18 protein-coding genes are annotated in these 21,965 nt (G+C 69.3%); 9 read left to right on the plus strand and 9 right to left on the minus strand.

All coding sequences use genetic code 11. The features are described from left to right. Positions 1-287: 287 nt before the first annotated feature. Positions 288-812, plus strand: coding sequence for a formate dehydrogenase subunit delta (locus E7Z54_RS18225; RefSeq protein WP_206056384.1), 525 nt, complete (start codon positions 288-290; stop codon positions 810-812). Positions 813-816: 4 nt separating this feature from the next. Continuing rightward, positions 817-951 (plus strand): hypothetical protein, encoded by a 135-nt coding sequence (locus E7Z54_RS24215; protein WP_276606245.1) that lies wholly within the window; start codon positions 817-819, stop codon positions 949-951. Positions 952-970: 19 nt separating this feature from the next. Here the strand turns inward: E7Z54_RS24215 and sucD are convergent, their stop codons facing one another. From sucD to E7Z54_RS18240, 4 genes are all read right to left on the minus strand, one after another. Further along, positions 971-1,870 (minus strand): succinate--CoA ligase subunit alpha, encoded by a 900-nt coding sequence (gene sucD / locus E7Z54_RS18230; protein WP_136436144.1) that lies wholly within the window; start codon positions 1,868-1,870, stop codon positions 971-973. 16 nt (positions 1,871-1,886) lie between these two features. Beyond that, complete coding sequence (sucC, locus tag E7Z54_RS18235; protein ID WP_136436146.1) at positions 1,887-3,062, minus strand: ADP-forming succinate--CoA ligase subunit beta; 1,176 nt, start codon at positions 3,060-3,062, stop codon at positions 1,887-1,889. Positions 3,063-4,046: 984 nt separating this feature from the next. Next, on the minus strand, positions 4,047-4,190 hold the full coding sequence (locus tag E7Z54_RS23455) for a hypothetical protein (protein WP_168798406.1): 144 nt from the start codon (positions 4,188-4,190) through the stop codon (positions 4,047-4,049). A gap of 537 nt (positions 4,191-4,727) precedes the next feature. Beyond that, entirely contained in the window at positions 4,728-5,354 is a 627-nt protein-coding gene (locus tag E7Z54_RS18240; RefSeq protein ID WP_206056386.1) for a GntR family transcriptional regulator, read from the minus strand. Between the two features lie 657 nt (positions 5,355-6,011). On the opposite strand from E7Z54_RS18240, the gene E7Z54_RS18245 reads away from it, so the two are divergent. Beyond that, a complete protein-coding gene (locus E7Z54_RS18245) occupies positions 6,012-9,347 on the plus strand; it encodes a hypothetical protein (protein ID WP_136436150.1) in 3,336 nt (1,111 codons plus the stop codon). 679 nt (positions 9,348-10,026) lie between these two features. Here E7Z54_RS18245 and E7Z54_RS18250 read toward each other — a convergent pair. Next, positions 10,027-10,464, minus strand: a complete 438-nt coding sequence (locus E7Z54_RS18250) for an MFS transporter (RefSeq protein WP_136436152.1) — start codon at positions 10,462-10,464, stop codon at positions 10,027-10,029. Here E7Z54_RS18250 and E7Z54_RS24220 point away from each other — a divergent pair. The 3 genes from E7Z54_RS24220 to E7Z54_RS18260 all read left to right on the plus strand — a co-directional run bounded on the left by E7Z54_RS24220 (position 10,430) and on the right by E7Z54_RS18260 (position 12,458). Then, a complete protein-coding gene (locus tag E7Z54_RS24220) occupies positions 10,430-10,558 on the plus strand; it encodes a hypothetical protein (RefSeq protein WP_276606246.1) in 129 nt (42 codons plus the stop codon). The two genes, E7Z54_RS18250 and E7Z54_RS24220, sit on opposite strands and share 35 nt — an antisense overlap. 97 nt (positions 10,559-10,655) lie before the next feature. Further along, complete coding sequence (locus tag E7Z54_RS18255; RefSeq protein WP_136436154.1) at positions 10,656-11,756, plus strand: flavin-containing monooxygenase; 1,101 nt, start codon at positions 10,656-10,658, stop codon at positions 11,754-11,756. A gap of 24 nt (positions 11,757-11,780) precedes the next feature. Then, a complete protein-coding gene (locus E7Z54_RS18260; RefSeq protein WP_136436156.1) occupies positions 11,781-12,458 on the plus strand; it encodes a hypothetical protein in 678 nt (225 codons plus the stop codon). A 288-nt stretch (positions 12,459-12,746) separates the two neighbouring features. Here the strand turns inward: E7Z54_RS18260 and E7Z54_RS18265 are convergent, their stop codons facing one another. After that, positions 12,747-14,483 (minus strand): PA domain-containing protein, encoded by a 1,737-nt coding sequence (locus E7Z54_RS18265; RefSeq protein ID WP_136436158.1) that lies wholly within the window; start codon positions 14,481-14,483, stop codon positions 12,747-12,749. 153 nt (positions 14,484-14,636) lie between these two features. Continuing rightward, positions 14,637-14,918, minus strand: coding sequence for a hypothetical protein (locus E7Z54_RS18270; protein WP_136436159.1), 282 nt, complete (start codon positions 14,916-14,918; stop codon positions 14,637-14,639). A 445-nt stretch (positions 14,919-15,363) separates the two neighbouring features. Between E7Z54_RS18270 and E7Z54_RS18275 the strand changes: the two genes are divergently transcribed. Then, positions 15,364-16,350, plus strand: coding sequence for an ATP-binding cassette domain-containing protein (locus E7Z54_RS18275; RefSeq protein WP_136436161.1), 987 nt, complete (start codon positions 15,364-15,366; stop codon positions 16,348-16,350). Continuing rightward, entirely contained in the window at positions 16,347-17,156 is an 810-nt protein-coding gene (locus tag E7Z54_RS18280) for an ABC transporter permease (protein WP_136436162.1), read from the plus strand. Before E7Z54_RS18275 ends, E7Z54_RS18280 begins: the two co-directional genes overlap by 4 nt. Positions 17,157-17,938: 782 nt before the next feature. On the opposite strand, the gene E7Z54_RS18285 is transcribed toward E7Z54_RS18280, so the two are convergent. Beyond that, the gene (locus E7Z54_RS18285) at positions 17,939-18,697 is read right to left on the minus strand and encodes a DeoR/GlpR family DNA-binding transcription regulator (protein ID WP_136436163.1); all 759 of its coding nucleotides are present in this window, start codon (positions 18,695-18,697) and stop codon (positions 17,939-17,941) included. 35 nt (positions 18,698-18,732) lie between these two features. Further along, on the minus strand, positions 18,733-20,694 hold the full coding sequence (locus E7Z54_RS18290; protein WP_136436164.1) for a PTS mannitol transporter subunit IICBA: 1,962 nt from the start codon (positions 20,692-20,694) through the stop codon (positions 18,733-18,735). A gap of 182 nt (positions 20,695-20,876) precedes the next feature. On the opposite strand from E7Z54_RS18290, the gene E7Z54_RS18295 reads away from it, so the two are divergent. After that, complete coding sequence (locus tag E7Z54_RS18295) at positions 20,877-21,935, plus strand: zinc-dependent dehydrogenase (protein ID WP_136436165.1); 1,059 nt, start codon at positions 20,877-20,879, stop codon at positions 21,933-21,935. The last annotated feature ends 30 nt before the right edge of the window (positions 21,936-21,965 follow it).

Below are 21,965 nucleotides of genomic sequence, written 5' to 3' on the forward strand. Positions count from 1 at the left end.
CCGAGAGCGGCAACATCGCACACCTCAACCCCAAAGGCATCTCTGTGACCAAGTGAGCAGTGCGACCGCACCGCCCAGGACATCGAGACCACCCGGAGCAGGAGGCACGAACGCCCATGAGTCTGACAGCCACCGAGGGGATCGTCCGCCAGCGGTCGCGGACGCCCACACCGAGTGCCCGGAGTACAGGGTGACCGCCCTTCAGGTGACCGGCACCCGCACCGCCACCGGGGTCGAGGTGGAACCCGTCACATACCGGTGGGTGGCCGGGGAGCCGGTGGATTGACGTGCCGGGCACAACTCCTCCCGAGACCAGCCTGATCAACGACATCGCGGCGCAGTTCGGTCACCTGCCCGCCGAGAAGGCTGCCGGCGAGGTCGCGAACCACGTGCGCAAGTTCTGGGACCCGCGGATGCAATCGCGCCTGCTCGATCTCGCCGCCGCGGGGCCGGGGGATCTCGCACCCGTGGCGTACGCCGCGGCGGAGCTCGTGCGCCGTGAGGCGCGGTCTGAGCACCCGACCGCAGCGACCTCCGGCGGCTTCGTCTCGGTGAGGACCACCGACGGCTGGCTCGAGGTCGACGCTGCGGTTCGGGCTCGCCCCGGACTGGAGAGGGCTCTGGGCATCGGAGGGATCGCAGCGACGGAGCAACCGGCAGCAGATCTCGCACGGGTGCGGGCAGCGATCGAGCGGGTGAGCGCGCACTGGACCTCGGCCGAGGTTCTCCTCGCTCTGGAGCAGGACGGCGTGCGAGCACACCGGTCGAATGCCGATCCGGAAACCGCCGCCACCCGCACGGATGTGAGCTGATCGAATGGGACGCGTCGCCGAGCGCGTTTCGCACGACGATGCCAGGCGAACGCCCGGACACGACGTCGACCTGGCCGAACTGATCCGTCCCGACGGATCTTGGCGCGATGTCGACGACGTCGAGCACGCCACAGCCTGAGGACGGCGGTCGTGGACGTTCAGACCGGCTGCGACTCGAGGGCGGACTCGAGCACTCTCCGCATGAGCTGGGCGGTCTCGGACGGCGTCTGGCCGATCTGCACGCCGACAGACTCGAGAGCCGCCTTCTTCGCGGCGGCCGTGCCTGAGGAGCCCGACACGATGGCGCCCGCGTGGCCCATGGTCTTGCCCTCCGGCGCGGTGAAGCCGGCGACGTAGCCCACCACCGGCTTGGAGACGTGCTCCCTGATGTACGCCGCCGCGCGCTCCTCCGCGTCGCCGCCGATCTCACCGATCATCACGATGGCGTCGGTGTCGGGATCGTTCTCGAACGCCTCGAGGCAGTCGATGTGGGTCGTGCCGACGATCGGGTCTCCGCCGATTCCGACGCAGGTGGAGAAACCGATATCCCGCAGCTCGTGCATCAGCTGGTACGTCAGCGTGCCGGACTTGGAGACAAGTCCGATCCGACCGGCCTTGGTGATGTCGGCGGGAATGATCCCGGCGTTCGATCTGCCGGGCGAGATCAGCCCTGGACAGTTCGGGCCGATGATCCGGGTTCCGCGGGCCTCGGCGTACGCCCGGAACTCGGCGGTGTCGTGCACCGGGACGCCCTCGGTGATCACGACAGCCAACGGGATCGCGGCGTCTGCGGCCTCGATCGCCGCGGCCTTGGTGTGCGCCGGCGGCACGAACAGGACCGAGACGTCGGCCCCGGTCGCGGCGACCGCATCGGCGACGGTCCCGAAGACCGGGATGTCCCTGGAGCCGACGCTCACGGTCTCGCCGGCTTTGCGGGGGTTCACGCCGCCGACGACGGTGGTGCCCGCGGCGAGCATCCGCGCGGTGTGCTTCATACCCTCGGAGCCGGTCATGCCCTGGACGATGACCCGGCTGTTCTCGGTCAGGAAGATTGCCATCGGTCTGCTCCGCCTCTCAGGCCACGCTCTGGTTGTGTGCAAGCTCCGCGGCCCGGTCGGCCGCACCGTCCATCGTGTCCACCAAGGTCACCAACGGATGGTTGCGCTCCGTGAGGATCCGTCGCCCCTCGCTCACGTTGTTCCCGTCGAGCCGGACGACCAGGGGCTTGTTCGCCTGCTCACCGAGAGCGTCCAGGGCACCCACGATGCCGTTCGCGACCGCGTCGCACGCGGTGATCCCGCCGAACACGTTCACGAACACGCTCTTGACCTGTTCGTCGCCGAGGACGATCTGCAGCCCGTTGGCCATCACCTCGGCGCTCGCGCCGCCGCCGATGTCCAGGAAGTTCGCGGGCGTCACGTCGCCGTGCCGCCGGCCGGCGTACGCGACGACGTCCAGGGTCGACATCACCAGGCCTGCACCGTTGCCGATGATCCCCACGGACCCGTCCAGCTTGACGTAGTTGAGGCCCTTCTCCCTGGCGGCCAGCTCGAGGAGGTCCTCGTTCTCGACCACCTCGAACCCGGAGTGGTCCGGGTGACGGAAGCCAGCGCTCTCGTCGACAGAGGCCTTGCCGTCCAATGCCTCCAGCGTGCCGTCGCTCAACCGCACCAGTGGGTTCACCTCGACCAGGGTGGCGTCCTCGGCGACGAAGACACGCCACAGCTGCCGGACGACGTCCTTGGCCTGATCAGCTATCTCGGGGGCGAACCCGGTTGCGGTCACGATCTCCTCGACCTTGGCCTCATCGAGGCCGACCAGTGGGTCGATCGACACCTTCGCCACAGCGTCGGGGTTCTCCTTCGCCGTCACCTCGATCTCCACGCCGCCTTCGACCGAGGCGATGCACAGGTAGTTCCGGTTGGCGCGGTCGACCAGGAAGGAGACGTAGTACTCCTCCGCGATCTCTGCGGCTGGCGCGACCAGGACCCGGTGGACGATGTGACCCTTGATGTTCATGCCGAGGATCTCGCTCGCCTTGTCGACCGCGTCGTCGGGATCAGTGGCTAGCTTCACGCCACCCGCCTTGCCCCGACCGCCGGTCTTGACCTGCGCCTTCACGACGACGCGGTCCCCGTGCGCCCGCGCCGCAGCGGATGCCTCCGCGGCGTCCGTCACCACCGTGCCCAAGGTCACCGGCACTCCGTGCCGCGCGAACAGCTCCTTGGCCTGGTACTCCATCAAGTCCACGTGCGAGTCCTCCTCGAGTGTGCCCCGCTGATTGCATCGGGTCTCGCCGGACCCGGCTCGGAGACTGTATGCTGTATTCAGGATTCAAGCAAGGCAGGTTCCCCATGGATTGCGGCTCGCCCCGGTTGGTCGGGTTCCCTCGCGAGGTGTCCGACTCTTCGGCCGCCTCTGATCCCCCTGTGCGTCAGCCTGAGGCGAGACGGACCGAGATCCTGACCACGTACGACGCCGCGGGCCGGGGCGCGCGGAAAGAGATGCTCCGACGGGAGGGCCGGCGCTCCTCCCGTATCGCGAGGTGGCGGAGGGCCGAGCTGGCCGAGACGAAGTCGGCGTTGGGCCCGGCAGGAAAGGGCGCCCGCGCTCGTGGAGACGCCCTCCGAGAGCACGGGGATGCAGCAGCGGTCCCAGCGGTGACCGACCCGGCCCTCGACGACCTCGCCGAGCACGTCAGCGTGAAGCGGGCGAGCGTGGCGCTGGGGCGACCAGGGCAGCCTCTACTGCACCGAGCGGCCCCGCGGGTACGCGCCGCACCGCGGCGCCGCCGAACGCGCTCGCCACCGCCGAGCAGACCCACGTGCAGTGGGGTACTGACGGGCGAGCGGTTCTGCGACAGGTCGGTGGCCCGGACCTGGGCCACGGTGCTGGACGAAGGCCGTCATCTGGCCTCGACGTCCACGGCGAACCGGCCCGGGCCCGATCCGGTCGGGGGGCATTACCTGCCCACATCCGCCCAGATCGCGGTCACCGGAAACTTTCGTACAGACCGCGTACCGAGACGTGTCTCAGACTGCTTGGCATCATCCGGAGATCCCGGCGCTCGTGTCCCCGGCCGTGATCCTCGGGACGCTGAGCTTCATCCACGGTCTTGAGCCTGACGAGGTCCGCGCAGGTTGCGCGGGAGACCTCGAGGTTGAGTTGGACCAGCTGGCGGAGCTCAGACGGAGCTCGGGCGCCGCCGCCCTCCTCGTAGTTGGAGCGGCTGCCTCAGTTGGCGTGCTCGTTGGCGGTGGGCTCGAGGTCCGCGTCGTCCAGGAGGTCGTGCAGCTCACGGTCGAGGTCGTCCTGGCAGACAACGCGCTCGAAGGTCGGCCGGGCGGCCAGGGCACCGAATCGACGAGTGAAAATCATGGTTCTTCTCCTTGCTCTCAAGAGGCCGAACCAGTTGGTTCTGCCCGCTTCGTGTACTGCATACATTCTCCCACCGAGGCGACCGCAACCGAATCGACGAGCACGTGACTCTGTTCACAAGACCCGAGATTTCCAGTGACCGTGCTCACAAAAGACCGCTCCAACCGGAGAATATTCGGTCTCGACGCGGCCTGACCGTAGGAGTTGCCGTTCGACACCGAGGCCGGGAACGCCGAGCTCCGGATGGAGCGTGAAGGCGACGGGGTGCGCGTGGCGCGCTTCATGGCCGAGGAGAGGACCAACCAGCGGCGCCACACACGGTCCGCGATCGCCGAACCACCCCATCATCGATCCGGGCAGCAGCAGCCATCGCCATGGTCGAGAAATCCCGAGCCATCGGAAGCTGGCCATGCCGCGCTTCTCGACCCGTGCAGATGGCCCGTGCCGATGCATAGAGATCAGGAGTGGTGCCTACCTCAGCCCGACGCGCAGAGACGGCGGCAAGCAGCTTCCGAGTCCCCTACGAGGGGAGACGACTCAGGCTCGCTCCTCGGCGCCTTCCGTGCGCCACTCTTGGTAGATCTCGCGGGTCCGCTCGGCGTGCTGGCGCATCTGGTTGGCGGCCCGCCGCGAGTTCTTCTCCTCGATCGCGTCGATGATGCCGGCGTGCTCGTCCCACGCATCCTTGCCGCGCGACCGTGCGATCGGCAGGTAGTACCACCGGACCCGCCGCGCCACCGAGGCGATGAGATCGGCGAGCACGAGGTTGCCGGACATAGAGACCACATGAGCGTGCAGTGCGGCGTTGGCAGCCACCATGGCCGCCTGGTCGTCGGCCGCAACGGCCTTCTCCCCGACCCGCTGCAGAGCGCGGAGCTTCTCCAGGTGCTCAGGCGTCGCATGCTTGGCCGCCAGGCGGGCGGACTCCGATTCCAAGATGGCACGGACCGCCAGGAGCTGATCGGCCTCCTCGTCGGTCGGCACGTGGACGAAGGCACCGTGGCCCGGGCGGAGGTCGACCCATCCCTCGGTCTGCAGGCGCTGCAGTGCCTCACGGACCGGTTGCCGGCTGACGCCGAGATCGCTCGCAAGCTCGCTCTCGACGAGGTGCTCCCCCGGCTCAAGCTCCCGGGTGACGATCATCTCGGCGATCGCTTCGTACACGCGCTCGCGCAGCGGCGTCGGACGCTCGAGTGGTGGCCGCGTGGCTCGGCGAGCGGGAGCAGCCTCACGGACGCTTCCTCCTGCTGGCGCCGAACCAGGTTCCGGCTTCTTCATGGCATCTCCCGGCCTGTCTTGTCGAAGTTCCTGGGCAACCATGCCCGACGGTCCTTAGCATACAGTCGTCCAGATGCACCGCCGTGCACTTCCCAGCGTTTGTGCCCCGCGATGCGTGACGGGGCTCGTTATCTGGTCTACGGCACCTACGACTGGGGAGCCCTCCGAGCACGAGAGTTCTCGCAGGCGCGGTGCGCGAGGCGCGGGAGGAGACCGGCGTACCTGTGACGCTAACGGGTATGGCTGGGCCCCTGCAGTGGACCGCCGCCGGGGACGCTGCCACGAACAGGACGTAGAGCGGCTTGGGACCGGGGAGCAGCGATCACGACGAGGCCGACGAGGTAGGTCGGGAGGTCGGTGACGCCCAGCGCGTGAACATTGTGGAGCCGGGTGGTCCGCAGGATGAGTTCGGCGGTCCTGGGCTCGGCTCCCGATCGGGCAACGCACCTTGCCCCGATCACGGTATCGCGGGACATGACGCGTCGTGCGCGCTGGCGGGGATACTGCCTGATCCGGCACGACTGCCGAAGGCGGTGATGGGCCATGGCGAGCGTCGCGCGATCGGACGCCGACGCCGATCGGCGTCGGCCTGCGCCGGTCACGAAGCCGGGGCAGCAGGCGGCCGCCCCTCCGGCCCAGAGACACCCGGCGGCTGTCCTCGTGCCCGGCGCCATGCACGCCCTCCAGCGCCTCGCGGGCAATGCCGCCGCGAGCAGGCTCGTCGCGTCCCAGAACGACGCCGGCACCGCCGTCGACCCGCGGGTCGAGGAGGCCAGCCGGGACTTCGGGCGGATGGCAGAACGCAGACTCGGGGTCCCGGAAGGCTACGTTCCCCCCGCGAGCGGGGAAGGTCGCCGGGACACCGCCGGCCACGCGTCCGCCCGCGTCGGTCAGGTGCGAGAGGCGACCGCGCAGACCGCGGAGTCCGTTGATCAGCTGAGCGCCGAGGTCGCCACGGCCAGGCAGGCAACTCCGTCGAGCCCGCCGCCGCCGAGACCCGCAGCGCCCGCCGATGCGATCGCGCCGGAGCAGGAGCCGAGCGCGATCGCTGGGGAGGCAGAGTCGCGCCGTGCGCCGACGGCTGGCCTCAACATCCCACTCGACGAGGCAGCGGGTCCCGGGCCGGAGAGCGGCCACGCGCTGAGACAGCTGCAAGGTCTTCAGGACTCCCAGCCCGGAGTCGTCGCGCTCGGCGCGACCATCAACGAGCACATCGCCCAGCTCCGCCAGCGAGCGGCCGCAAACGCTGCACGAGTCTCGGGCGACCTGAAGTCCGAGGCGGCCGGCCAGCGTTCGGCGGTGCACAATGCGGTTCAGTCCAGTCGGGCCGCCGTCGGTGGTGTCATCCGCAACACCCGCGCTCGGGTCGTTGCCGAGGCCGCCGCGTCGCGTGCGGCAGTCGGTCAGCGTGGTCAGGAGGCTCACGAGCGGGTCGCCGCCACCACCGACGCCCAGACGGCCCAGGTGGACGAGACCATCGCTCGGGGCACCGCTGACGCGCGGGCCATCTTCACCGATGCCGAGGGCCGGATCGACGCCACCGCCGAGACCGAGGCGCAGACCGCCCGCGAGCACGCCCACGAGCTGGCAGCTCAGGCGCAGGACCTCGGCCGGAGCGAGGCCGAGCGATACCGCCGGGACGAGGAGGACGCCGACCTCGGTGCCCGTCAGGCCGAGGCGGTGATGGAGACCGCGGAAAGGTTCGCCCGGCAGCTGCGGACCGACGGCGACGACCTCGCTGCCCAGGTGCGCGAGCAGGCCGGCGAGGCCCGGGAACAGGTGGGCACCGAGGCCGAACCGACCGTCACCGGGGTCGGCGAGGTCGGCCGGGGTGCCACGGACGGCATCCGCAACATGCTCGGCTCGGTTCGACAGGGCGTCGACTCCGTAATCCGGCAGGGCCGGGAACAGGTGGGTGCCGCCGAGAGAGGCGTGGTCGCCGAGGTCGACAACCTGGACCGCGCCGCTCGGGGCCGGGCCGAGGCGATGCGGGCCGAGGGCGAGGCGAGCCTCGACGCCGCGCTCGGTGCCGGTCTGGTCGCGCACGCCAGGCTCGCCGGGCAGGCTGGACAGCTGCTCGACCAAGCGGGCCGCGACGCCATCGGCGAGCTGCACACGATCGCCTCCCAGGCGGCCGCGGCGGGACCGGCCCCGGTGCAGCGGGAGGCAGGGAGCGGGACTGGCGACGGCGGGGCGAGCGGCGGTCCGCCGCCGACCGCTCGCGAGGATGGGCCAGTGGGGGTGCTCGACCAGATGGCCCCCGAACTCGACCGGGCCGCGGACGAGCAGGGCCAGGAGATGGTGCAGTCGCTACAGGGGGCCTCGGCCGGTGCCCAGCAGGGCGGCAACGCCTGGCTCACCGAGACCCAGGGAAACATGGGCCAGCTCGCCACCACCGCGCAGACCGGACTCGGCCAGGTGGTCGACACGGCGGGGACCCAGATCGACGGCACCGTGGCCGAGGGGGAGTCGCGGGCCACGGGGGCCGTCGAGCAGGTGTCGGGCGACGTCGACGCCCGGCTCGGCCAGGTGCGCGACTCTGTGGACGGCGGGGTCAGCGAGGCGGAGCGCAGCATTCGGGGCGGGGCGGCCGAGGGGACCCAGCACGCGGACGCGACCTTCGGGGAGCTGCCCGCGCAGATGCGCTCTGCGGCCGAGGCTCAGGACAGCTGGTGGGGTCGCGCCACGTCGTGGGTCTCCAACCAGCTCGCCGACACCTGGGAGGCCATTAGGGGGATGGCCGACTGGCGGTTCGTCGCGAGCCTGGCGGTCGGGATCGGTGCCGCCCTGGTGGTGGGACTCGCGGCGGCGGCGCTCATCGCCGCGGCCCCGTTCACGGTACCCGCGTTGGCCGCGGCGCTCATCGTCGGCGCGGCCGCCGGGGCAGCCGGGTTCGCGGCCGCCCAGGTGACGGGCAACCTCCTGGACCCCAACCCCAACCGACGCTGGTACGACGGTGTCGGTCACGCCGCGATCCTCGGCACCTTCGTCGGCGCTGCCGGAGCCGCAGCGACCTTCTATGGCCTGTCGCTGGCGGCCGGGACTCTGCTGGTGATGGGCGGCGCGGGAGTCGGCAGCGTGGTGGCCAACCTCGCGACCGGACGCGAGTGGGACGACCACCTGGTCGCCAACATCTTGATCCTCGGCATCTTCCACGGCGTGATCAAGGCGATCGGGTCTCGGATCCCGGGCCGCGGCACGGCAGAGACCCCCGGCGAGAGCCGACGCACCTCCGACTACCGGCCGCCCCCCGGCACGGTGCCGGAGGTTGTCGTGGACAACCCAGGCCGGGTCCAGGCCGGCGAGATGACCGGCGATGCCACCAGCGGCTGGACCTGCGAGCTGACCGACGCGCAGACCCGCGCCAGCTACGGCTACGCCGAGGTCGAGGCGACACCCGAGGGGACGCCCAGAGGAGGGCCTCACCTCACCATCGACCCAACGAACGCCAGGCTGCCCGACGGATCCCCGGTCCGCCTCACCGCCCGTGGCTTCACCTGGACCGAGGCGTCCCTGCGCGCCGCGATCGAGTCGTTCCGCCGCAGGTTCGGGCGCGGACCGGCCAACATGAACGGACTGCTGGCCTGGCGCAACCTGCTCAACTTCCAGCAGGAGTTCGCGCGCATCAGGGCCGAGAACCCTTCGCTGTCCCTCGGCGTCGTCGCCGAGCGCGCTGCGCGCGCGATCTCCTTCGGCCGCCACCGGATCGCCCTCGGATACGGCGACATCACCGTGAGGTACGGCAACATGGGCGACGTCACGCTGTCCGACGGAACGGTGCTCCGCAATGTACCGCAGTGGGTCGAGGTGCAGGCCAAGCCGACGACCCCGGGGGTGCAGCCGATCGTCCCCCCGGACCGTGACGCAGGCGTGGAGTAGCGAGCCCCTCGGCGTCGCCGGGTCACGGGTGGCCGGAGGTCATCGTGAAGCGACGCTGTGCCGCCCTTGATGCCGGCCGGCGGGGGGGCAAACCGATCCGGGATCAGGTCGACCGCTCGGGCAGCAACATTGACCGCGGCCCGTGGCGAGTTCTGCCCATGGGCGCCCGTTCTCGTCAACGGGCGGGAGGGCTCGCGCCCCCTTCTGACCCTGCGCAAACGCGCAGACTCACACGTTGAAGCGGAACGACTCCGCCGCAGGTTGGGTGTTGGGGGTCATCGTTGGCCGATCCCGGCAAATGGGGTCGACCTGCACAAACGCGTCCCCGGCTCCGTTGGGCGTCGTTGGCTTCCACCGGTCTCCGCTGAACTTCTTGCGGACTTTTTGCGGACTGGGGCAGGTCTGCCCGGTGCAAGGATCACTTCCGCGCGAAGCCACCTCGGGCGACCGAAACGATCACCGCAAGCCGATCGCCCAGTGGGAACAGATCAGTCAGCAGTCGGCTGACGGGCATTGGCGGCTACAAGACCCCCGCAGGGCGGTGCCAGTGAGCGTGCGGATCTACCAAGGCTGTTCAGTACCGTCACGTAGGGATCGGGAAGACCCGGAAGCACGCTCGGTGCAGAACATCAACCGGCTCGCCAGAGGAGGCCGCAAACACTCCCACCACCACGCCGTCTCAACCGACGATGGTGGCCAGGCGGCAGGCGTGATCTCGTGCTTGGGCATCACGGCGTCGTCGCGTCGGGCCTGCAGGGTGGGGCCCGAACTCGATGGTGGTGACGGCGCCGAGCAGGGCCCCGGCGATCACCACGACCGCGACCACGGGTCGCCAGCCCAGCGGTGTGGCGAGGGCGGTGCCGAGGGGGAGGCCGACGACGTTCGCCAAGATCGGGCCTGCCAGCACGATCGAGATGGCTCGGCCGCTGCGGACTTCGGGCGCGATCGAGGCGGCGGAGACCATCAGCACCGACCAGAAGAGTCCGTGCCCGGCGGCCGCGAGCAACCGGGTGGCCGCGACCGCGCCGTATCCAGAAGAGAGTGCGGTGAGGAGCGTGGCCGCGCCGAGTACCGCGAGAGAGGTGGATCGCGCGGACGTCGGGCAGGACCTGGCCAGCCGGTCAAGCCTGACCTACGGATCGACGATCGACGGCCGCGGGGTGCACTACGTCATCGTGGGCTCGGCGAAGCTGGTCACCATGGTCGTGTGACCTGCGGGCCGATGGGTGAATCCACCCATCGCCTGCGGGGGCAGATGGGTCTGCTGCCCGATGTGGGGTGCGGTACGCCGTACCTAGCGTCGACGGCATGGACACACAACACGTCGAGACCCTGATCATCGGCGCCGGCCAGGCCGGTCTGGCGACCGGCTACCAACTCAAGCGGCTCGGCCGCGACTTCCTGATCGTCGACGGCATGGCCCGCATCGGCGACAACTGGCGCTGCCACTACGACAGCCTGGCGCTTTTCACGCCAGCGCGGGCGAACAGCCTGGACGGCGTACCGTTCCCCGGTGACCAGTGGCACTTCCCGACCAAGGACGAGTTCGCCGAGTACCTCGAGCTGTACGCCGTTGCGAACGACCTCCCGGTCCGGATGCAGACCCGCGTCGAGCGACTCACCGGCCGCGAGGACGGCGGATTCACCGCGACGCTAGGGGATGACGAGGTCACCTGCGACTACGTCGTCGTCGCGACCGGCACCTTCGGTCGCTCGCCGCAGGTCCCGGCACTCGCCAGCGAGATCGACCCAGGCATCCGGCAGCTCCACTCCAGCGACTACCGGCGCCCCGACGAGCTTCCCAACGGCCCCGTGCTGGTCGTCGGTGCATCGCACAGCGGTCTGGACATCGCCTACGAGATTGCCGCGACCCGTCCCACCACGCTGGTCGGACCGGAACGTGGCAACGTCCCGCTCGAGTGGGGAACCCATCGCTTGGAGCGGGCCTTCCCGGTCATCGAGTTCGTCTTCAACCACGTACTGACGCGACGCACCCCGATGGGGCGCAAGGTCATGGCGAAGATCCGGCACCACGGAGCTCCCCAACTGCGGGTCAAGCGGCACCACCTCGCCGACCGCGACGTGGAATGGATCACCGAGCACATCACCGATGTCGACGACGGTCGGCCGTGCCTCACGGACGGACGGAGCTTCGACGTGGCGAGCATCGTCTGGGCAACCGGCTTCCGGCAGAGCTACGACTGGATCGACCTGCCGCTTCCAGTCGAGGACGGCTGGCCGGTTGAGTACCGCGGCGTCGTCGACGCGATCCCCGGTCTCTACTTCTGCGGCCTGGCGTTCCAGTACTGCTTCGCCTCGGGGGAGGTCAACGGCGTCAGCCGCGACGCGGAGTACCTCGCGCGCCGCATCGCCGCCCGCACTCCAGCCCCGGCACCCGCCGCGGCATGAGATCGACCGACGAAGGGAGAAGTCATGTACACCGACACCGGCGAGACGACACACGAGGCCACAGCGAGGGGGAGCGCAGCCATCGTCGCGATCGGTCCGCTCGTGCTCCTGGGTGCCCTGCTGTGGCACCCGCCGCTGCCCGGTCGCCTGCCGGACAGCAACGCGGTAGCCGACGCCGCCGCCGCTGACACCACGATGTGGGGACTGTCCCACCTCGCGCTGACGATCGCGTCGGCAATGATCGTGCTCTCCTTCGTCGCGGTCCGCGGCCACCTACGTGACTGCGGCGACCGCTCGCTGAGTGCGGTCGGCCTCGGGTTCGTGGTGATCGGCAGCACGCTCTACGCCGTACTGCCCGGGATGGAGTTCTCGCTCTTGGCTGCAGACGAGACCGGCGCTGACCTCGCGGCCACCCAGGACGCGCTGGAGTCGTGGTTCGTGCCGGTCCTCATCGGGGGTTCGCTGCTGTTCGCGATCGGTACGACGCTGTTCGCGGTCGCGGTGGTGCGCTCCGCCACACTCGGCCGCACCGAAGCGCTGGTGATCGCCGGCGCACTCGTCTTCTTCGGGCTCTCGAGGCTGGTGCCGATCGGCGTGGTGCAGTTTTACGTGCAACCGGCTGCGGCGCTGCTCGCGTTGCTCCCGATCGCCGCGGAGATCGCTGCCCGGACAGCCAGGCCCGCGCGCGCCGGCGCGGCCTGACGCGACCTCGTGAAAGTAACCAGGCGAACCACGTCCTCGGCGGAAGCGGCGACTTCGGGCGTCCCGAGTTGCTCTCGGTCGTAGCCGAGCGGGACCACGACCGTCCTGTCCGTGACGCCCGCACTCGTGGAGCTACGAAACGTGGTGCTCTTTCTCACGTGGGCAGCGCAGGGACCCGCACCCGCGAGCGCAGGGGAGCTCGCGATCGACGACGTGCGCGCAGTGTTCGAGGGGCGCGAGCCGCCCTCGCCGGTGGTCCGACGGGGGGCTGCTGATGTCACTCCCTACTCAGTCGGCCACCCACGGTGCGGGGCCGTCGCCTGTCCAGCGGAACACGTCGAAGCCGCGGCCGATATCGCCCGCGTAGACGTAGGGGCCCTTGTGGAACTTGGCGGCCCACGTGTTGGTGCCTTCCAGTACAGCCCCTGCGACCTCGGTCGGATTCGACGGGTCGGACCAGTCCACGATCCGCGTCCCGGCGATGTACCAGCCGATGGACATGACCCTAGTGCCCGGAGCGAACCTGCCGAAGTGCGAGGTGCACGGCCGTTCGTCGGTCGGACCCACCACGTGCGGCACGTAGTAGCCGAGCGGGCCGACCGGCGTCTCCTCGGCGCTGATGTCGTACGACGCGAGGCCCTCACCCGGGCACACCCCGGTGCCCCCGACGAAGAAGCCTCCGAGCACCAGGCTCTCATTGTTTGTGACCATCAGCTGGCCATCCGGACTCGGGAAGACGCCGTGCGCGTACGAGCCGACGTTCGGGGTGCGGGACACCAGCTTCGGTCGCCACGGCGTGGTCACGTCATAGATCCGGTAGTTGTTCTCCGACGCCGCGTAGGCACGGGTCCCGTCGAGGTTCAGCTCCACGTCGTGGACGCCGCCCTCGGTGTCCGGCCCGCGCAGCACCTTCGGGCTGTCCAGGATCGAGAAGTCCACGATCGGGATCTCGTTGATGCCGCCCGGCAGTGCGCCGTTGGAGACATACCCGTAGGGCGCGGTCGGGTGGAACGCAAAGTTGTGGACGCCGCCGAGCCCGGTCAGGAGCCGATACATCGGCTTGGGCGCGCGCGGCTGGGTGATGTCGAAGAGCCCGAGGCCGCCCGAGCCCTTGCCGATGAGCGGAATCTTCCCCGGTAGGTTGTCGATCGTCGCCGTGACATCGGTGCCGGCGATGACCGCGTCGCGGAACTCCACTGCCTCCTCGGTGCGGAAGAGCTCGATGGCGGGGATATCGGCGGCGATGGCCGTGGTGTTGGTGCTCGGCTCTTCGCCTTCTGCGGGGATCTGGATGAACCCGACCGCCCCTGCCTCCTGGGCACTGCGCACCTTCTGGAAGAACGTGAAGGTCGGGCATTGATCGGCCGGGTTGGTTTGGCTCTCGAACTGGTCGACCAGGGCGATGTTGCCCCGGATCTCGCCTGCGACCTCGGCGTAGCTTGCCAGCGAGCAACCGGTGCCCGCGTAGACCAGCCTGCCGGTCTGCTGGGCCACGTCCCCGGTGTCGCCCCACTGCACGCCGCTGTGGAACCCGGTCAGGTCCATGGGCTCGTCGATCCGGAGACCCACGCCGGTTTCCTCGTCCGGGCACGGCGTCCCGCTCTGCTGGGTCAGCGCCAGGACGACCCGCGCCCGTCCGGTACGGGGATCGGCGAACTTCTTGATGCCGACATCGTTGCGATCTTGGCGGCAGGTGACCTGGGTGACGAACGCGGGGTTCTCCGGATCGGTGACGTCGAAGATGTACGCGCCCCGCCCGGAGGAGCCCATGACCGCGTAGTCGCGGCCTTTGATGGTGACGAACTCGAGGTCGGTGCCCCGGTGCGCGTTCGGGTCGTCCAACGTGTCGTGTGCCTGGGTATCGAAGTTGAAGACGTGCTCCAGGTTGTGGAGCTCGGGGTCGCCCGGAGCGGCCGCCTGCTGACCCGCTGCCGTCGTTGGCGCGAGGGCGGCCGTCACTGCCAGCACTCCCCCAGCCGCTACTGCGGCCCACGCCTTGTTCCGTCTTTCCCAGCGCTGTCCCATCGCTAGCTCCTCGAGACAAGCGGCGACCGGGCCCGTGGTCGCCCTGCGAGCAGAAACTCAACATTTCAAGTTACTCCCGGGATCCGGGTTCCGCCAGGGCCGCGACGGCGCACTCCCTACCGCCGCCCGGCCTAGGATTCTGCCGCGGGCCGATCAACCAAGTGCCCGGGAATCGACGGCTGGGAGGCGGGGTTGACCAAGTCGATACGGAGCCTGCTCGACCAGATCGAGGCCGGGCCCCTGGACGGTCAGACACCCCTTGCCGATGTGCTCCGCAATTGCGTGGAACTCGGTGGACGCGCCTGTTCCGCCGACCTGCATGACTGAGACAAGCACGAGCACGACGCCAGGGAGGGCCACGGCGAAGCAACGGCGACATCCGAACATCGCGAGCGCACCCACCCACCGCGCCGTGGCCGGCACGAAATCGACCATGCCCGGATCCGAAGACCCGGGGCCGGTTTCGAGACGGCGCTGGCGCGCCTCCTCAACCACCGTAGTGGTGCGCGAGGGGGGAGTTGAACCGTAGGAACGTTGCGCTCGATCACGCGAGAACCGCCGTCTTGAGCGTGAAAGCGGGTCCGGTTGTCTCCGGTTCGCTCCCGTTATCCCGGGGGGCGTGCACCCCAGGGGTGCACCGGCCAGTGTTCAGTTGAGCGAGCGTCGGTACCGCGCCCCGCCAGACTGTGGCGGAAAGGCGCGCGACCGACCAGGAGGAGGTCGTTGGATCGCGAGTGCGGGTTGACTTCAAGCGGACTTCCAGTCGTACCGTCGTAATCGACCCATCAACGGGGCGAACGGCTGGAGGGAACTGTCGAATGGATGGTCACCAGAAGGATCTGCCGCGATGAGTTTCGAGCAACCACGCGGTCTCAGTTCCATGAGTCAAAGTACGCTCGCGATCGAGGCGTCCGGACTGGTCAAGTCGTTCGGCGACACCCGCGCCGTAGATGGCGTGGATCTCGCCGTTCGTGCCGGGGCGGTCTACGGGGTGCTCGGACCCAACGGCGCCGGCAAGACAACGACCATTCGAATGTTGTCGACGCTGCTCCGCCCGGACGCCGGCTCGGCGCGGGTGCTCGGCCGCGACATCGTGACCGAGGCGGACGACGTACGCGGCCTGGTCAGCCTCACCGGCCAGATGGCGTCGGTCGACGAGGAGCTGACGGGTCGGGAGAACCTGGTCCTGCTCGGACGGCTGCTCGGGTTGAAATGGCGTGCCGCCAAGGACCGTGCCGCGGACCTGCTGGACGCCTTCGGCCTGGGCGATGCGGCCGGCCGGCTGGTCAAGCACTACTCCGGAGGGATGCGCCGCAGGCTCGACATCGCGGCCAGCATCGTGGTCACCCGTGAGGTGATGTTCCTCGACGAGCCGACGACCGGGCTGGACCCACGCTCACGCAACCAGGTGTGGGACATCGTGCGCGCCCTGGCGGGGGAGGGCACCACGATTCTGCTGTGCACGCAGTACCTGGACGAGGCCGACCAGCTTGCCGACGGGATTGCGGTGATCGACCACGGACGGGTGATCGCCGAGGGCACGCCGAGCCAGCTCAAGGCCTCTATCGGCTCCGGCGCTCTTCATGTGCGACTTCTCGATCCGGACCAGCGGCCGAAGGCCGAGCAGTTGCTCGCGCGCGAACTGTCCACCGTCGTCCTGGAGCCCGATCCAGCCGCGCTGTCGGCCCAGTGCGCGGACGGCAACCGCGCGGCCGAGGCGGTCGCGGAGCTGTCCCGCGCCGGGGTCGGCGTCGCGTCGTTCTCGCTCGGTCAGCCGAGCCTCGACGAGGTGTTCCTGGCGCTGACCGGTCGCCCGGCTGAGGACCAGACCGAGCAAGCTGAGATCGCGGAGGAGGAGCGGGCATGACCGAAGCCAGGCTGCACAACGTCCTCGCCACGGCCCCGCGACCCGGGCGCATCAGCGGCCTGTCGGCGGCGCTCGCCTTCGGCTGGCGCGGGATGCTCAAGATCAAGCACGTCCCGGAGCAGCTCATGGACGTGACCTTGACGCCAGTGCTGTTCGTCTTGATGTTCACTTACCTGTTCGGCGGGGCCGTCGCCGGCTCCACCGCCGACTACCTCGACTACATCCTGCCCGGCATCCTCGTCATGTCGGTGCTGTTCACCACCGTGTACTCGGGCGTTTCGCTGAACACCGACCTGACCAAAGGGGTGGTCGACCGGTTCCGCTCGCTCCCGATCTGGCGGCCCGCGCCTCTTGTGGGAGCGCTGCTCGGCGACAGCCTGCGCTACCTGGTCGGCGGCACGGTCATCGTCGTGTTGGGCGTGGCGCTTGGCTACCGACCCGGCGCAGGCGTCGGCGGTGTCATCCTGGCCCTGGCTCTGGTGATCGTGTTCGCGTTCGGACTGTCCTGGGTGTTCATGACGCTCGGCCTGCTGTTTCGGTCGCCCAACGCGGTCATGAACGCGGGCTTCACAGGCATCTTCCCGCTGACCTTCCTCAGCAATGTGTTCGTCGACCCGGAGACGCTGCCCGGTCCGCTGAAGGCCTTCGTGGACGTGAACCCGGTCTCGATCCTCACCTCCGCCTCGCGCGGGTTGATGGAGGGCAAGGCCGAGTCGGCCCACATCGCCGTGGTGCTCGGTACGGCGGTGCTGCTCACGGCCGTCTTCGCGCCACTCACGACGCGCCTCTACCGAACTCGGGCCTGAACTACTCGCCGACCTCGCCGTCGATGGCCTCTCGGCGCAGGTCGGCGTGGCGTTGTGGGGCGTACTCCTCGATCGGGTTGAACCGTCACGGGCCCTCTGCCGCTCGACCTCGAGGTTGCGGGGCCGCGTGTCGAGCGGCTGTCGGCCGGCGCCAAGGCAATCTACGAGGCGCACGGGTGGCAGTGCCCAAGACTGAGGCGCGTCGCCGGAGCTGCGGGAGCACCGTTCTCGCTGAACAGCCGCACCTACTCCTCGAGATCGGGGAGACCTGCAACCATGAGGCCACCGGCGAGGTCGTCCGCTGTCGCGAACTGTTCGACCCAGTGCAGATTCTGAGAGGCAGTCTCCCTGCAGTTGGTCGATTTAGCTCACCTGATGCCGAGAGTGCGTTGCCACCTCGTGGTTTCGCACTAACCTCGTCGACGGTGGGGTCGTCGACGTAGCGCTGCAGCGGGCCGAAGCCGCTCATTCGCGCCACCAGCTCGGCGACCACCGCGTCGCGGTCCGGCACGGGGAGCACCGCACCGGTGAGACTGCGCTCGTCGTGGTCGCGGACGACCTGCTCGGCAATGCGGCGCACCCGATGCGCCTCCGCCTGCCGGTCGACGCCGCGTCACGGCGCACGACGGCACGCACCTGCGCGTCCAGGTCGGCGACCAGGGCAGGTGGGGTCGACAGGTCAGCTGTCATCCGCACTCCGCGATCCCGAGAAGGAGTGCCCACTTTCCTACCCCGTCGGGCCGCCTGAAGGTAACCCCTCGGTCCGGCTCTGTGGAAAGCCGTCAGACGCGCAGGATCGAGGGACCCAGCGCCTGGTAGCGCTCGGCGTCCTCCCGCGGCAGCTCGGTCCCGGTCACGATGGTCTCGAAGTCAGCAACCTCCGCGAACCGGCAGAAACTGTCGATCCCGAACTTGCTGTGCGCCGCGATCAGGATGCTGCGCCGCGACCGCTCCACCGCCGCGTGCTTGATGGCGGCGACGGCAGGGTCGGGCGTGGTCAGCCCGTGCTCGAGGGATATCGCGTTGGTCCCAAGGTAGGCAAGGTCGATCACGAGTCCTCCGAGCAAGTCCAGCGTCCAGGCGCCCACGGTGGCCAGCGTGCGGCCCCGCATCCGGCCGCCCAGGAGCAGCACGTTCACCTTCTCGCTGTCGGCGAGCGCCTCGGCGGCCAGCAGCGAGGCGGTCACCACGGTGACCTCGTGGTCGGCCAGCTTCTCGGCCACCAGCCGCGGCGAGAACCCCTCGTCGATGAACACCGTCTCGGCGCTCTGAAGCAGGTCGGCCGCAGCGGAGGCGATCCGGTGCTTCTGTGCGAGGTCCACCCGGCTGCGGTAGTCGAGGCTGGACTCGAAGACCGCGCTCTCCAGCGGAATGGCCCCGCCGTGCACCCGCTTCACCAGGCGCCGGTCGGCGAGCACCCGGAGATCGCGGCGGATGGTCTCGGTGGCCACGCCGAGCTCGTCGGCCAGCGGGACCACCTCGACCCGGCCCCGGGTCCGGGCGACCTCGAGGATCTGCGACTGCCGGGTCTCCGAATCCACGGAGCCATTCTGCTGTATGGAGGACCTCACCACCGTCAGGCGGGCACGCCGTCGAGCACCGCCTTCACCTCTTCCGGCGTCTGCGCCGCACGGAGCCGCGCGACCTGGTCCGGGTCCAGGAAGACCTGGGCGATGCGGCCGAGCAGGTCGAGGTGGTCCTTGCCCGCCCCGGCGATGCCGACCACGAACTCTGCAGGCTTACCGTTCCAGTCGACCGGCTCGGCGTAGCGCACGAACGAGATCGCGGTCCGGCGGATCGAGCCCTTGGCCTCGTTGGTGCCGTGGGGGATCGCCAGGCCCTTGCCCATGTGCGTCGAGACGGACTGCTCCCGCTCGTGCATGGAGGCGACGTACGACGGGTCGACGGCGCCCGCTCTGACGAGCAGGTCGCCGGCCTCGGTGATCGCGTCGTCGCGGTTGGTGGCTCGTCCCTCGAGCACGATGGACTCCACGGCGAGGAGCTCGCCACCGAGGACAGCCGCCTCCTGCACCGGGATCGGCGTCGCCGTCTCGCTGTTCGCGCGACGGAGCAGCTCCACGATCTCGTCGTACTGGGGGCTGCTCATGAAGTCGTCCACCGAGACGTGCACCGCCGACGGGGTCTTCTGCCGGGCACGGTCGGTCAGGTCGCGGTGGGTAACGACGAGGCCGTAGGTGTCGGTGAGGTTCGCGATGGCCTGATTGACGACAGTGACGTCATCGAAGCCGGCGTCACGGACCTTCTTGCGCAGGACCGAGGCCCCCATGGCGGAGGAGCCCATGCCGGCGTCGCAAGCGAAGACGATGCTGGTGATGCCGCCGTGCCCGACCGGGGCGGTGAGCGCCGACGAGGCGATCGAGCGCTTGCCCTTCATCGCCTCCATGCTCGCGGTCGCGGCGGTGAGGTCGCCCTCGTCCCGGTTGCGCTCGCCTTTCAGCAGCGCCGCGGCGACGAGGAACGCGACGGTCGCCGAGCCCAGCAGCGACAGCGTGACGCCGACGTAGCTGTCGCTCGCCGTCTGGGCGTAGACCGCGAAGACCGAGCCGGGTGCGGCCGGGGCACGCAGGCCGACGTCGAAGAGGTCGTTGATGAAGACGCCGGTCATGCCGCCGGCGATCATGGCCAGGATCAGCTTCGGCTTCATCAGCACGTACGGGAAGTAGATCTCGTGGATGCCGCCGAGGAAGTGGATGATCGCCGCGCCAGGCGCCGACGCCTTGGCTGCCCCGCGACCGAAGACCATGAAGGCGATCAGGAGGCCGAGGCCGGGCCCCGGGTTCGCCTCGAGCAGGAAGAGGATCGACTTGCCGTCCTCGAGCGCCTGGCTCGTGCCCAGCGGGGTGAGCACGCCGTGGTTGATGGCGTTGTTGAGGAACAGCACCTTCGCCGGCTCGATGATCAGCGAGGTCAGCGGCAGCAGGCCGTTCTCCACGAGGAGGTCCACGCCCGCCCCGAGCTTGTCGGCGATGAACGTGACGATCGGACTCATCACGAAGAACCCGAACGTGGCGAGGATGCCACCCCAGATGCCGGCGGCGAAGTTGTTGACCAACATCTCGAAGCCCGGCCGGATCCTGCCGTCCCAGATCGCGTCGATGCGCTTCATCGTCCAGCCACCGAGTGGGCCCATGATCATCGCGCCCATGAACATCGGGATCTCCGTGCCGGCGATGACACCCATGGTGGCGATCGCGCCGACCACACCCCCGCGGGTGTCGTAGACCATCTTGCCGCCGGTGTAGCCGATCAGGATCGGCAGCAGGTACGTGATCATCGGGCCGACGATCCCGCCCCCGGCGAAGTCGCCCCAGCCGCCGATCTCGGCGACCCAGCTGCCCTTGCCCTCACCGATGCCGAGGCTGGTGAGCCAGCCCACCTCGATGAAGAGGGCCGTGATGAGGCCCCAGGCGATGAACGCGCCGATGTTCGGCATGACCATGTTCGAGAGGAACGTGCCGAACTTCTGCACGTGGACGCGGGCTCCGTGACGGGGCGCCGTCGGGGTGGTGGTGGACATTCCAGTGACCTCCAGGGACTCGACCGGCGGCGTGATGCCGATCACATGACTCCCTCAGTAAACCGCATACTCGGGCAGGTTGCCAAGCATTCGGGCACAGTCGGGCGGGTATAGCTGTGGTTTTCTGCCCAGATTGCCGATAGCGTGGCTTCAGACGCCCGCACCCGGAAGGAAACGAACCCATGAAGGCCCTCCGCTTCTACGCACCAGACGACGTCCGGCTCGAGGACGTCCCGGAACCCGAGTGCGGGCCGGACGAGGTCAAGCTGCGCGTGCGCAACTGCTCGACGTGCGGCACCGACGTCAAGATCCTCCACAACGGCCACCAGAACCTCACTCCCCCGCGCACCATCGGACACGAGATCGCCGGTGAGGTCGTCGAGGTGGGCGCCGACGTGAACGCCACCTACGGCAGCGACTGGAAGGTCGGCGACCGCGCTCAAGTCATCGCCGCCGTGCCGTGCGGCGACTGCCACGAGTGCCGCAAGGGCTGGATGGCGGTTTGCCAGAACCAGACGTCGGTGGGGTACCAGTACGACGGCGGCTTCGCCGAGTACATGATCGTGCCGCGGCAGGTCCTCAAGGTCGACGGGCTCAACCGGATCCCGGACAATGTGGGTTACGACGAGGCGTCGGCCGCCGAGCCGTTCGCGTGCGCCATCAACGCCCAGGAGCTGCTCGACATCGAGGAGGGCGACACGGTGGTCGTTTTCGGAGCCGGCCCCATCGGCTGCATGCACATCCGGATCGCCCGCGGCGTCCACAGGTGCGGGCCCGTCTACCTGGTCGACGTCAACGCGGACCGGCTGAAGATGTCCGCGGACGCCGTCGACCCGGACGAGGTCATCAACGCCGCGGACGTCGACGTCGTCGAGCGGGTCATGGAGCTCACCGGAGGCCGTGGCGCCGACGTGGTGATCACCGCGACGGCCGCGAACGTCACCCAGGAGCAGGCCATCGCCATGGCTGCGCGCAATGGCCGAATCTCCTTCTTCGGCGGTCTGCCGAAGACCAACCCGACCATCACCTGCGACTCCAACGTCGTGCACTACCGGCAACTCCACATCCACGGTGCCAACGGCTCCGCGCCGGAGCACAACAAGCGCGCGCTGGAGTACATCTCGACCGGCCAGGTGCCCGTGAAGGACCTCATCACTCGGCACATCCCCCTGCAGGACGTGATGGACGCCTTCTCGATCGTGCAGAACGGCGAGGCGATCAAGGTGACCGTCGAGCCCTGAGCCTCACCCCTTGAGCGGGCGTACCGCGGG

The organism is Nocardioides sp., from assembly GCF_004803405.1.
GTDB lineage: Bacteria > Actinomycetota > Actinomycetes > Propionibacteriales > Nocardioidaceae > Nocardioides > Nocardioides vastitatis.

Coding starts and splice junctions, on each gene's coding strand:
- E7Z54_RS18295 (WP_136436165.1), top strand. CDS start 20,877: ATGAAGGCCCTCCGCTTCTACGCACCAGACGACGTCCGGCTCGAGGAC.
- E7Z54_RS18265 (WP_136436158.1), bottom strand. CDS start 14,483: ATGGGACAGCGCTGGGAAAGACGGAACAAGGCGTGGGCCGCAGTAGCG.
- E7Z54_RS18280 (WP_136436162.1), top strand. CDS start 16,347: ATGACCGAAGCCAGGCTGCACAACGTCCTCGCCACGGCCCCGCGACCC.
- E7Z54_RS18260 (WP_136436156.1), top strand. CDS start 11,781: ATGTACACCGACACCGGCGAGACGACACACGAGGCCACAGCGAGGGGG.
- sucD (WP_136436144.1), bottom strand. CDS start 1,870: ATGGCAATCTTCCTGACCGAGAACAGCCGGGTCATCGTCCAGGGCATG.
- E7Z54_RS18290 (WP_136436164.1), bottom strand. CDS start 20,694: ATGTCCACCACCACCCCGACGGCGCCCCGTCACGGAGCCCGCGTCCAC.
- E7Z54_RS18270 (WP_136436159.1), bottom strand. CDS start 14,918: ATGGTCGATTTCGTGCCGGCCACGGCGCGGTGGGTGGGTGCGCTCGCG.
- E7Z54_RS24215 (WP_276606245.1), top strand. CDS start 817: ATGGGACGCGTCGCCGAGCGCGTTTCGCACGACGATGCCAGGCGAACG.
- E7Z54_RS18255 (WP_136436154.1), top strand. CDS start 10,656: ATGGACACACAACACGTCGAGACCCTGATCATCGGCGCCGGCCAGGCC.
- E7Z54_RS18275 (WP_136436161.1), top strand. CDS start 15,364: ATGAGTCAAAGTACGCTCGCGATCGAGGCGTCCGGACTGGTCAAGTCG.
- E7Z54_RS18245 (WP_136436150.1), top strand. CDS start 6,012: ATGGCGAGCGTCGCGCGATCGGACGCCGACGCCGATCGGCGTCGGCCT.
- E7Z54_RS23455 (WP_168798406.1), bottom strand. CDS start 4,190: ATGATTTTCACTCGTCGATTCGGTGCCCTGGCCGCCCGGCCGACCTTC.